The sequence below is a fragment of the Pseudomonas sp. P5_A12 genome (assembly GCF_056400685.1).
In genome coordinates this window covers 1-11,737 of sequence record NZ_JBFUKU010000179.1, presented here as the reverse complement: position 1 = coordinate 11,737, position 11,737 = coordinate 1, and the positions used below count along the sequence as shown (strand labels likewise).

Here is an 11,737-nt window from a genome sequence, read left to right as displayed (position 1 = left end):
TCGTTTCACTCGACAGCTCCGACAAGGGCTGTGGATATCTCAATCGATAAACAGGTCCGGCATCAGCTTGTCGCTGGTGTCGGGGGCGAACCGATAGTGTTCGAACTCGGTTAGGCCGTTCTCCCGAAGTATTTGCTCATCAATCAACAATCGCCCGGTGATGCTGCGCCCGCAGCTGTCCAGAATGACGTGGGCAGCATCTGCCATGATCTCTGGCGTGCGCGCATGCTTGAAGGATTCCCGTGAGCCAAGCYGAAACTCAATGGCAGCAGTGGCAATCATCGTCTGTGGCCACAGCGAATTGACGCTGATGCCGTAATTCTTGAATTCCTCGCTCATGCCCAGCGTCAGCATGCTCATGCCGTATTTGGTCACGGTGTAGGGGCTGTATTGCGCGAACCACTTGGTCGCCAGATTCAACGGCGGCGACAGGTTGAGAATGTGCCCGCCGGTTTTTTTCAGATAGGGCAGGGCGGCCTGGCTGCACAGCAATACGGCGCGTGTGTTGATCTGGTGCATCAGGTCGAAACGCTTGAGTTCGATGTGTTGAACCCCGGTCAGCTTGATCGCCCCGGCATTGTTGATCAGCGCATCGATGCCGCCGAAATGTTCGTTAGCCTGGGCCAGGGCGTTTCGTACTGCGTCTTCGTCACGCACATCCACCTGCAACGCCAACGCCTTGCCACCCGCCGCTTCGACTTCCTGCGCCACGCTGAAAATAGTGCCCGGCAGCTTGGGATGCGGCGCGGCGCTTTTGGCCGCAATCACAATGTTGGCCCCATCCCGCGCCGCGCGTAGCGCGATCTCACGGCCGATCCCGCGGCTGGCACCGGTGATGAACAGCGTTTTGCCTTTCAATGACATGCGTGCGCTCCTGATTATTGTTATGTGAGCGGATCTACACCGCTCGCAGACAATGTAGCCCAAGAGTTGCGGCACGACTGATCGTTCCCACGCTCCGCGTGGGAATGCAGCCCTGGACGCTCCGCGTCGTAACGATGTCCGGCTCTGCACCGGTGGTGATGCAAGAACGCGGAGCGTCCCGAGAGGCATTCCCACGCGGAGCGTGGAAGCGATCAACGCGATCGCTGTCTCAGTGCCACCGTTGAATTTCTATCAGGCCCTCTTTGCCTGCATAGTCTCTGGCGCTTGAATATCGCCAGTGTTCTGGCAAATCTACATACCCACGCTTCACCGGGTTGTAGTGGATGTAATCGAGCTTCTGGCGCATCACCGTTTCGCTGTACACCATTTCTGCATGGGAGCCTTCTTGCCACAGTTGGTAAACCCGGTCTTGCTTGTGCGCGCGTTTACTAAAGCGCAGACGCTGCAATGTGCGCTCCGCACCCTTGCTCAGTAGGTCATCGATGATTTGCCGGGCGGTGAAGGATTTGAACTGACTGAGGCATTTGTTCAAGTCTGGAGCTTCTGCGACAAAGTGCAGGTGGTTCTCCAGAATGACATAGCCATACAGCTTTAGACCTTTATGGGATTGCTGATAACGCCAGCAATTGAGCAGGTGGTCGACGATGTACGGCCGGATGAATAACGGCAGCCATTCCATGATCGTGCAGGTCAGGAAGTGCGGTTTGTCGGGTTCAGTGATGGTGTAGCGGCTTCGGCCCATGGGTGCATTCCTTTGCGAGGGAATGACTAGGGTGAGCGTGGATGTGTAGCTGTGCTAGAGGACGATGCCGTGCAACTAGTGGGAAATTGCGACGGGCTGGTAATGATCGTTCCCAAGCTCCGCGCGGGAATGCAGCCCCTGACGCTCCGCGTCGAAACGATGTTCGACTCTGCAACAGTGGTGATGCAGGAACGCGGAGCGTCCCGAAAGGCATTCCCACGCGGAGCGTGGGAACGATCAGTGGACAGAGTTAGCGGGACATGACTTCGCGGATGTCTGCGGCCAGTTCCCGTACGCGCTCTTCTTCGGTGTCCCACGAGCACATGAAGCGTGCGCCGCCGTTGCCGATGAAGGTGTAGAAGCGCCAGCCCTTGGCGGTCAGTGCAGCGATGGCCGGTTCCGAGAGTTGCAGGAACACGCCGTTGGCCTGCACCGGGAACATCAGTTCCACGCCCGGAATGTCGCTCACCAGTTCGGCCAGCAATTGTGCGCAGTGGTTGGCGTGGTGGGCGTATTTGAGCCAGGCGTCGTTTTCCAGGATCCCGACCCATGGCGCCGAGAGAAAGCGCATCTTCGAGGCCAGCTGACCGGCCTGTTTGCAGCGGTAGTCGAAGTCTTCAGCCAGTTTTTCGTTGAAGAACAAAATGGCCTCACCCACCGCCATGCCGTTTTTTGTGCCGCCGAAGCACAGCACGTCAACGCCGGCTTTCCAGGTCAGGTCTGCCGGGGAACAGCCAAGGAACGCGCAGGCGTTGGAAAAGCGTGCGCCGTCCATGTGCAGGTTCAGGCCCAGCTCTTTGCACGTGACGCTGATGGCGCGGATTTCTTCCGGGGTGTAGACGCTGCCGACTTCAGTGGCTTGGGTCAGGGTCACGACACGCGGTTTCGGGTAGTGGATGTCCTGGCGCTTGAGGGCCACTTCGCGGATCGATTCCGGGGTCAGCTTGCCGTTTTCCGTGCGGGCGATCAGCAGTTTGGAACCGTTGGAGAAGAATTCCGGTGCGCCGCATTCGTCGGTTTCGACGTGGGCAGTTTCCGAGCAGATCACGCTGTGGTAACTCTGGCACAACGACGACAGGGCCAGTGAGTTCGCGGCGGTGCCATTGAAGGCGAAGAACACTTCGCAGTCGGTTTCGAACAGTTTGCGGAAATGGTCGGATGCGCGGGCGGTCCATTCGTCGTCGCCGTAAGCGCGCTGGTGGCCGTGGTTGGCCTGTTCCATGGCCGCCCAGGCTTCGGGGCAGATACCGGAATAGTTGTCGCTGGCGAATTGTTGGCTCTTATCAGTCATAGCCCTGCTTTCCGTGGTCGGGGCGCTTATGGTGAAGCGCCTCGTGGTCAATGATGGTGCGCACTTTACCGAAGATCATCCGGGGAGCACACGCGATGCGTCTGACAGAAAAACACAAAGACGACGGGCAATTATGCACATGACTCAACGGGATGGGGCACTGGATCTGCTCAAGTGGCTGGCGCTGTTGAGCATGCTGCTCGATCACCTGCGATATGCCGGTTATTCCGTCGATCTGCTGTATGTCCCGGGACGATTGGCGTTTCCGTGGTTTTGTCTGGCGATGGCGGTGAATGTTTCACGTGCACAGGAAGTTACACATCAATGGCGGTATTTGGGCTGGTTGCTGCTGTTCAGTGCCATCAGCGAGGTCCCTTACAGGTTGTTCATTCCTGATCCCGTTAACTTGAATGTCATGCCCACGCTTGCGCTCGGGCTGTTGGTTGCCCGTGGCTGGCAGTACCCGACGCTGCAATCGCGACTGCTGGCGGTCGGCGCTCTGGCGCTGGCGGCGGTGTTCTCGGAACACGTGATGTTTGGCTTCTTCGGGGTGTTGTTGCCGTTGGCGATGCTGCTGGTGATCAATCGCCCCTGGTACTTCAGCCTGTTGCCGGGTGCGGTCTGTCTGGCGGCCAATGAATGGCACGTGCTGTATTACGCCGCGAAGCTGGGCAACAGTGCTGCGGTTCCTGGCATCGTTGCTTGTCTGATTGCGCCATTGCTCGGAATGTTGCTATTGCGACACGCCAAAGGCGTCCATCCACCGCCGATGCGTCGCTGGGCCTATGCCCTGTATCCCGCGCATTTCCTGCTGTTACTCGCATTACGACAGGCCATCGCATAACCCTGTACGAGCTGGCTTGCCAGCGATTGCGGTGGGTCTGCCAATATCAATGCCGGATGTGCTGCCCCATCGCTGGCAAGCCAGCTCCTACAGGGATCTGTGCTGAATCGAAGGTTGTGTTGAGCCTGCCATTTCCCACCATGTCGTAAACGCACCTTTGCGTGGCGTCCATAGGCATTTGACCTGCCAGCGCCGGTCAYACCATCGCATTCAAAGGGCACTGCCGAAAGGCACATGCCTCACCGAGACGAATGGCGAACCACGCCGCTGGGAGAGACGCGATGTTCAGCAAGCAAGACCAGATCCAGGGTTACGACGATGCACTGCTGGCGGCGATGAATGCCGAGGAGCAACGCCAGGAAGATCACATCGAGCTGATCGCGTCAGAGAACTACACCAGCAAACGCGTCATGGAAGCGCAAGGCAGTGGCCTGACCAACAAATACGCCGAAGGCTATCCGGGCAAGCGTTACTACGGCGGCTGCGAGCACGTCGACAAGGTTGAAGCCCTGGCCATCGAGCGCGCCAAGCAACTGTTCGGCGCTGATTACGCCAACGTCCAGCCGCACTCCGGTTCTTCGGCCAACAGCGCCGTCTACCTGGCACTGCTGCAAGCGGGCGACACCATTCTGGGCATGAGCCTGGCTCATGGCGGTCACCTGACCCACGGCGCCAAAGTGTCGTCCTCGGGCAAGCTGTATAACGCCGTGCAGTACGGCATCGACACCAAAACCGGGCTGATCGACTACGACGAAGTCGAGCGTCTGGCCGTTGAATGCCAGCCGAAGATGATCGTTGCCGGCTTCTCGGCCTATTCCAAGACCCTCGACTTCCCGCGCTTCCGTCAGATCGCCGACAAAGTCGGTGCCCTGCTGTTCGTCGACATGGCGCACGTCGCCGGCTTGGTCGCTGCCGGTTTGTATCCGAACCCGCTGCCTTACGCCGACGTGGTCACCACCACCACCCACAAGACCCTGCGCGGTCCGCGTGGTGGCCTGATCCTGTGCAAGTCCAACGAAGAAATCGAGAAGAAACTCAACGCTGCGGTATTCCCGGGTGCCCAGGGCGGCCCGCTGATGCACGTGATCGCCGGTAAAGCGGTGTGCTTCAAGGAAGCGCTGGAGCCTGGCTTCAAGGCCTATCAACAACAAGTGATCGACAACGCCCAGGCCATGGCCGGCGTGTTTATCAAACGTGGCTACGATGTAGTTTCCGGCGGCACCGATAACCACCTGTTCCTGGTCAGCCTGATCCGTCAGGGCCTCACCGGCAAAGAAGCGGATGCAGCACTCGGTCGCGCCCACATCACCGTGAACAAGAACGCTGTCCCGAACGATCCACAGTCGCCGTTCGTGACCTCCGGCCTGCGCATCGGCACCCCGGCGGTGACCACGCGCGGCTTCAAGGTGACCCAGTGCGTGACGCTCGCCGGCTGGATCTGCGACATCCTCGACAACCTCGGCGATGCCGATGTCGAGGCCAATGTCGCCGAGCAGGTTTCGGCCCTGTGCGCGGACTTCCCGGTTTATCGCTGAGCGCGGTTTTGGAGTAAATGACTATGCAACGCTACTCGGGCTTCGGCCTCTTCAAACACTCCCTCAGCCATCACGAAAACTGGCAGAAAATGTGGCGCACGCCGACCCCTAAAAAGGTCTATGACGTGGTCATCGTCGGCGGTGGCGGGCATGGTCTGGCGACCGCCTATTACCTCGCCAAGGAACACGGCATCACCAACGTGGCCGTGGTCGAGAAAGGCTGGCTGGGCGGTGGTAACACCGCGCGCAACACCACCATCGTTCGCTCCAACTACCTGTGGGACGAGTCGGCGCACCTGTACGAACACGCGATGAAACTGTGGGAAGGTCTGTCCCAGGACCTGAACTACAACGTGATGTTCTCCCAGCGCGGCGTCTACAACTTGTGCCACACCCTGCAAGACATTCGTGATTCCGAGCGTCGGGTCAGCGCCAACCGCCTCAACGGCGTGGACGGCGAATTGCTCGATGCCAAGCAAGTGGCCGATGAGATTCCGTACCTCGACTGCTCCAAGAACACTCGCTATCCGGTGATGGGCGCGACCGTCCAGCGTCGCGGCGGCGTGGCTCGTCACGATGCCGTGGCATGGGGCTTTGCCCGTGCCGCTGACGCACTGGGTGTGGACCTGATTCAACAGACCGAAGTGATCGGTTTCCGCAAGGAAAATGGCGTGTGCATCGGTGTTGAAACCAACAAGGGCTTCATCGGCGCCAAGCGCGTCGGTGTAGTGACCGCCGGTAACTCCGGGCACATGGCCAAACTCGCCGGTTTCCGTCTGCCGATCGAATCGCACCCGCTGCAAGCGCTGGTGTCCGAGCCGATCAAGCCGATTATCGACAGCGTGATCATGTCCAACGCCGTGCACGGTTACATCAGCCAGTCCGACAAGGGCGACCTGGTGATCGGCGCCGGTATCGACGGCTACAACGGCTACGGCCAGCGTGGTTCGTACCCGGTGATCGAACACACCATCCAGGCCATCGTCGAGATGTTCCCGGTGTTGTCCCGCGTACGCATGAACCGGCAGTGGGGCGGCATTGTCGACACCACACCGGATGCGTGCCCGATCATTTCGAAAACCCCGGTGCCGAACATGTTCTTCAACTGCGGTTGGGGCACCGGCGGCTTCAAGGCGACACCTGGCTCGGGCAACGTATTTGCCGCAAGCCTGGCCAAGGGTGAAATGCACCCATTGGCCGCACCTTTCTCCATCGACCGTTTCCACAACGGTGCGTTGATCGACGAACACGGCGCTGCTGCGGTTGCCCACTAACAGGAGAAATCCCCATGTTGCATATCTTCTGTCCTCACTGCGGCGAACTGCGCTCCGAAGAGGAATTCCATGCATCCGGCCAGGCGCACATCCCGCGTCCACTGGATCCGACTACCTGCACCGACGAGGAGTGGGGCGACTACATGTTCTTCCGCGATAACCCCCGCGGCCTGCACCACGAGCTGTGGGATCACGTTGCCGGTTGCCGTCAGTACTTCAACGTCACCCGCGACACCGTGACCTACGAGATTCTCGAGACCTACAAGATCGGCACCAAGCCGCAGTTCACCGACAAGACTGAAAGTCCGAAAGCGGCCGCGCAGGCTCTGGGAGCGAAGGTATGAGCCAGATCAATCGCCTGTCCAACGGTGGACGGATCGACCGCAACAAAGTGCTGAACTTCACCTTCAACGGCCAGAGCTACAAAGGCTTTGAAGGCGACTCGCTGGCCGCTGCCCTGCTGGCCAACGGTGTCGACATCATCGGTCGCAGCTTCAAGTATTCCCGTCCGCGCGGCATCTTCGCTGCTGGCGCCGAAGAGCCGAACGCGGTGCTGCAGATTGGCGCGACCGAAGCCACGCAAATCCCAAACGTGCGCGCCACGCAACAGGCGCTGTATCAAGGCCTGGTCGCCACCAGCACCAACGGCTGGCCGAGCGTGAACAACGATATGATGGGGATTCTCGGCAAGGTTGGCGGCAAGCTGATGCCGCCGGGCTTCTACTACAAAACTTTCATGTACCCGCAATCGTTCTGGATGACCTACGAGAAGTACATTCGTAAGGCCGCCGGTCTTGGCCGCTCGCCGACCGAGAACGATCCGGACACCTACGACTACATGAACCAGCACTGCGACGTGCTGATCGTCGGCGCTGGCCCTGCTGGCCTGGCCGCTGCACTGGCTGCTGCGCGCAGCGGTGCCCGTGTGATCCTCGCTGATGAGCAGGAAGAGTTCGGCGGCAGCCTGCTCGACTCCCGCGAAAGCCTCGACGGCAAGCCTGCCGCCGAATGGATCGCCAGCGTCATTGCCGAGCTCAAAGACACCCCGGACGTGCTGCTGTTGCCGCGCGCCACAGTCAACGGTTACCACGACCATAACTTCCTGACTATTCACGAGCGCCTGACCGATCACCTCGGCGACCGCGCCCCGATTGGCCAGGTGCGTCAGCGCATCCACCGGGTTCGCGCCAAGCGTGTGGTTCTCGCCACCGGCGCTCACGAGCGTCCACTGGTCTACGGTAACAACGACGTGCCGGGCAACATGCTCGCTGGCGCCGTCTCGACTTACATTCGTCGTTACGGCGTGGCGCCGGGCAAAAAACTGGTGCTGTCGACTAACAACGATCACGCCTACCGCGTGGCGCTGGACTGGCTCGACGCCAGCCTGCAAGTCGTCGCCATCGCCGATGCCCGCAGCAATCCGCGTGGTGCCCTGGTTGAAGAAGCACGTGCCAAAGGCATCCGCATCCTGACCGGCAGCGCCGTGATCGAGGCCCGTGGCAGCAAGCACGTGACGGCCGCTCGCGTCGCCGCGATCGATGTCAAAGCCCACGCCGTGACCAGCCCTGGCGAGTGGCTCGAATGCGATCTGGTTGCCAGCTCCGGCGGTTACAGCCCGGTGGTTCACCTGGCTTCGCACTTGGGCGGCAAGCCGATCTGGCGTGAAGACATCCTCGGTTTCGTACCGGGCGAAGCACCGCAAAAACGCGTGTGCGTCGGTGGCATAAACGGCGTCTACGGCCTCGGTGATTCCTTGGCCGATGGTTTTGAAGGGGGCGCTCGCGCCGCCGCCGAAGCCGGATTCCAAACGGTCGAAGGCGTGTTGCCCAAAGCCCTGAGCCGTCTGGAAGAGCCAACGTTGGCGCTGTTCCAGGTGCCACACGAGAAGAACACTGCACGGGCACCGAAGCAATTCGTCGACCTGCAAAACGACGTCACCGCTGCCGCCATCGAACTGGCGACCCGCGAAGGCTTCGAGTCGGTCGAACACGTCAAACGCTACACCGCGCTGGGTTTCGGTACGGACCAGGGCAAGCTCGGCAACGTCAACGGCCTGGCCATCGCTGCCCGTTCGCTGAACGTGACCATCCCGCAGATGGGCACCACCATGTTCCGTCCGAACTACACGCCGGTGACTTTCGGCGCTGTGGCCGGTCGTCACTGTGGGCACATCTTCGAGCCGGTCCGTCACACCGCGCTGCATCACTGGCACGTGAAAAACGGCGCCGAGTTTGAAGATGTCGGTCAGTGGAAACGTCCGTGGTACTTCCCGAAAACCGGTGAAGACATTCACGCCGCCGTGAAACGCGAATGCAAAGCCGTGCGCGACAGTGTCGGCCTGCTGGATGCGTCGACCCTGGGCAAGATCGATATCCAGGGCCCGGATTGCCGTGAATTCCTCAATCGCATCTACACCAACGCCTGGACCAAGCTCGATGTGGGCAAGGCGCGCTACGGCCTGATGTGTAAAGAAGACGGCATGGTCTTCGACGACGGCGTAACTGCCTGCCTCGCCGACAACCATTTCGTGATGACCACCACCACCGGCGGCGCTGCACGCGTGCTGCAATGGCTGGAAATCTACCACCAGACCGAATGGCCGGAGCTGAAGGTGTACTTCACTTCCGTGACGGATCACTGGGCAACCATGACCCTGTCCGGGCCGAACAGCCGCAAGCTGCTCAGCCATGTCACCGACATCGACTTGAGCAACGAAGCCTTCCCGTTCATGACCTGGAAAGAAGGTCTGGTCGGCGGTGTGCCGGCGCGGGTATTCCGGATTTCGTTTACCGGTGAGCTGTCGTACGAAGTCAACGTGCAAGCCGACTACGCCATGGGCGTGCTGGAAAAAATCGTCGAGGCCGGCAAGCAGTACAACCTGACGCCCTATGGCACCGAGACCATGCACATCCTGCGGGCCGAGAAGGGCTTCATCATTGTCGGTCAGGACACTGACGGCTCGATGACCCCGGACGACTTGAACATGGGCTGGTGTGTGGGTCGCACCAAACCATTCTCATGGATCGGCCAGCGTGGCATGAATCGCGAAGACTGCGTGCGTGATCAACGTAAGCAACTGGTGGGCCTGAAGCCGATCGATCCGACCAAATGGCTGCCGGAAGGTGCGCAACTGGTGTTCAACACCAAGCAAGCGATCCCTATGACCATGGTCGGTCACGTGACCTCCAGCTACCTGCACAACTCCCTCGGCTATTCGTTTGCCATGGGCGTGGTGAAAGGCGGGTTGAAGCGCATCGGTGAGCGGGTGTTCGCACCGCTGGCCGATGGCAGCGTGATCGAGGCGGAAATTGTTTCTTCGGTGTTCTTCGATCCGAAAGGTGATCGCCAGAACGTGTAAGTCGATCGTTCCCACGCTCTGCGTGGGAATGCATCCCGGGACGCTCCGCGTCCCAAGAGCGGACGCAGAGCGTCCATGGCGGCATTCCCACGCAGAGCGTGGGAACGATCAAGAATTCAGGAAAGGTGCTTTATGACCGCAGCCAATGTTTACCAACAACGCCCAACCACCGGGGCCAAGGCCGAGTCGTCGCTGCATCATGCCGACCTCGCCAGCCTGGCGGGCAAGGGCCGCAAAAACGCCGGAGTGATCGTGCGTGAGAAAAAACTTCTCGGCCACCTGACTATTCGTGGCGATGGCCACGACGCTACATTTGCTGCCGGTGTGCACAAAGCCCTCGGCATCGAATTGCCGGGCGCGCTGACCGTCGTCATCAAAGGCGAAACCAGCCTGCAATGGATGGGGCCGGATGAGTGGCTGCTGATCGTGCCGAGCGGTGAAGAATTCGCTGCCGAGCAAAAACTGCGTGAAGCGCTGGGTGATCTGCACATCGCAATCACCAACGTCAGCGGCGGACAGCAGATCCTCGAACTGAGCGGTCCGAAGGTGCGTCAGGTGCTGATGAAATCCACTAGCTACGACGTGCACCCCAACAGCTTCCCGGTGGGCAAGGCAGTGGGCACGGTGTTCGCCAAGTCGCAACTGGTTATCCGCCATACCGCTGAAGACACCTGGGAACTGCTGATTCGTCGCAGCTTCTCGGATTACTGGTGGTTGTGGTTGCAGGATGCGTCGGCTGAGTACGGGCTTAGCATCCAGGCTTGATGCGATTAACGATCGTTCCCACGCTCTGCGTGGTAATGCATCCCGGGACGCTCCGCGTCCCAAAGCGGACGCAGAGCGTCCATGGCGGCATTMCCACGCAGAGCGTGGGAACGATCAGAGGAGAAACACGACTATGAGCCGCGCCCCAGACACATGGATTCTGACCRCCGACTGCCCCAGTGTCCTCGGCACCGTGGACGCGGTGACCCGCTTTTTGTTCGAGCAGGGCTGCTACGTCACCGAGCACCATTCCTTCGATGACCGGCTCTCGGGCCGCTTCTTCATTCGCGTGGAATTCCGACAACCCGACGGCTTCGACGAGCAGGCCTTCCGTGCCGGTCTCGAAGAGCGGGGTGCGAATTTCGGCATGATCTTCGAACTGACCCCACCGAACTACCGGCCAAAAGTGGTGATCATGGTCTCCAAGGCCGATCACTGCCTCAATGACTTGCTCTACCGCCAGCGCATCGGCCAATTGTCGATGGACGTGGCCGCCGTGATTTCCAATCACCCCGACCTCAAGCCGCTGGCCGACTGGCACCAGATTCCGTATTACCACTTCCCGCTCGACCCGAACGACAAGCCGTCGCAGGAGCGTCAGGTGTGGCAGGTGATCGAAGAGTCCGGGGCCGAACTGGTGATTCTCGCGCGCTACATGCAAGTCCTGTCGCCCGAGCTGTGCCGCAAACTCGACGGCAAGGCGATCAATATCCATCACTCCCTGTTGCCCGGTTTCAAGGGCGCCAAGCCGTATCATCAGGCCTACAACAAGGGCGTGAAACTGGTAGGCGCCACGGCGCATTACATCAACAACGACCTGGACGAGGGGCCGATCATTGCCCAAGGCGTCGAGGCGGTGGACCACAGTCATTACCCGGAAGACCTGATCGCCAAGGGGCGGGATATTGAAGGGCTGACGTTGGCGCGGGCGGTTGGTTATCACATTGAACGAAGGGTGTTTTTGAACGCGAACAGAACCGTCGTTCTTTAGATCGCTTTCGCTGGCAAGCCAGCTCCTACAGTTGATTGAGTTTCCCCTGTAG

At 60.0% G+C, this 11,737-nt stretch carries 10 protein-coding genes; 7 read left to right on the top strand and 3 right to left on the bottom strand.

Going from position 1 to position 11,737, the window contains the following annotated elements:
- Positions 1–39 precede the first annotated feature (39 nt).
- From AC1DSG_RS21010 to AC1DSG_RS21000, 3 genes are all read right to left on the bottom strand, one after another.
- Complete coding sequence (locus tag AC1DSG_RS21010) at positions 40–864, bottom strand: SDR family oxidoreductase (protein ID WP_477792604.1); 825 nt, start codon at positions 862–864, stop codon at positions 40–42.
- Between the two features lie 229 nt (positions 865–1,093).
- Positions 1,094–1,627: an REP-associated tyrosine transposase gene (locus AC1DSG_RS21005; protein WP_477792603.1), complete on the bottom strand. Its 534-nt coding sequence runs from the start codon at positions 1,625–1,627 to the stop codon at positions 1,094–1,096.
- 250 nt (positions 1,628–1,877) lie between these two features.
- Positions 1,878–2,918 (bottom strand): threonine aldolase family protein, encoded by a 1,041-nt coding sequence (locus tag AC1DSG_RS21000; protein ID WP_477792602.1) that lies wholly within the window; start codon positions 2,916–2,918, stop codon positions 1,878–1,880.
- 133 nt (positions 2,919–3,051) lie between these two features.
- Here AC1DSG_RS21000 and AC1DSG_RS20995 point away from each other — a divergent pair, with 133 nt between their 5' ends.
- From AC1DSG_RS20995 to purU, 7 genes are all read left to right on the top strand, one after another.
- Positions 3,052–3,762: a TraX family protein gene (locus tag AC1DSG_RS20995; RefSeq protein ID WP_477792601.1), complete on the top strand. Its 711-nt coding sequence runs from the start codon at positions 3,052–3,054 to the stop codon at positions 3,760–3,762.
- Between the two features lie 281 nt (positions 3,763–4,043).
- Positions 4,044–5,297, top strand: coding sequence for a serine hydroxymethyltransferase (gene glyA / locus AC1DSG_RS20990; protein ID WP_477792600.1), 1,254 nt, complete (start codon positions 4,044–4,046; stop codon positions 5,295–5,297).
- A gap of 23 nt (positions 5,298–5,320) precedes the next feature.
- On the top strand, positions 5,321–6,571 hold the full coding sequence (locus AC1DSG_RS20985) for a sarcosine oxidase subunit beta (protein ID WP_007947735.1): 1,251 nt from the start codon (positions 5,321–5,323) through the stop codon (positions 6,569–6,571).
- A gap of 14 nt (positions 6,572–6,585) precedes the next feature.
- Positions 6,586–6,915, top strand: a complete 330-nt coding sequence (locus AC1DSG_RS20980) for a sarcosine oxidase subunit delta (RefSeq protein WP_007947734.1) — start codon at positions 6,586–6,588, stop codon at positions 6,913–6,915.
- Positions 6,912–9,929 (top strand): sarcosine oxidase subunit alpha, encoded by a 3,018-nt coding sequence (locus AC1DSG_RS20975; RefSeq protein WP_477792599.1) that lies wholly within the window; start codon positions 6,912–6,914, stop codon positions 9,927–9,929. The genes AC1DSG_RS20980 and AC1DSG_RS20975 overlap by 4 nt, the downstream gene beginning before the upstream one ends.
- A 132-nt stretch (positions 9,930–10,061) precedes the next feature.
- Positions 10,062–10,694 carry a sarcosine oxidase subunit gamma gene (locus tag AC1DSG_RS20970; protein WP_477792598.1) on the top strand — a complete coding sequence of 211 codons (633 nt, stop codon included), beginning with the start codon at positions 10,062–10,064 and terminating at the stop codon, positions 10,692–10,694.
- 133 nt (positions 10,695–10,827) lie between these two features.
- On the top strand, positions 10,828–11,685 hold the full coding sequence (gene purU / locus AC1DSG_RS20965) for a formyltetrahydrofolate deformylase (protein WP_477792597.1): 858 nt from the start codon (positions 10,828–10,830) through the stop codon (positions 11,683–11,685).
- The last annotated feature ends 52 nt before the right edge of the window (positions 11,686–11,737 follow it).

Coding starts and splice junctions, on each gene's coding strand:
- AC1DSG_RS20980 (WP_007947734.1), top strand. CDS start 6,586: ATGTTGCATATCTTCTGTCCTCACTGCGGCGAACTGCGCTCCGAAGAG.
- AC1DSG_RS20995 (WP_477792601.1), top strand. CDS start 3,052: ATGCACATGACTCAACGGGATGGGGCACTGGATCTGCTCAAGTGGCTG.
- AC1DSG_RS20985 (WP_007947735.1), top strand. CDS start 5,321: ATGCAACGCTACTCGGGCTTCGGCCTCTTCAAACACTCCCTCAGCCAT.
- AC1DSG_RS21005 (WP_477792603.1), bottom strand. CDS start 1,627: ATGGGCCGAAGCCGCTACACCATCACTGAACCCGACAAACCGCACTTC.
- AC1DSG_RS20975 (WP_477792599.1), top strand. CDS start 6,912: ATGAGCCAGATCAATCGCCTGTCCAACGGTGGACGGATCGACCGCAAC.
- AC1DSG_RS20970 (WP_477792598.1), top strand. CDS start 10,062: ATGACCGCAGCCAATGTTTACCAACAACGCCCAACCACCGGGGCCAAG.
- AC1DSG_RS21000 (WP_477792602.1), bottom strand. CDS start 2,918: ATGACTGATAAGAGCCAACAATTCGCCAGCGACAACTATTCCGGTATC.
- glyA (WP_477792600.1), top strand. CDS start 4,044: ATGTTCAGCAAGCAAGACCAGATCCAGGGTTACGACGATGCACTGCTG.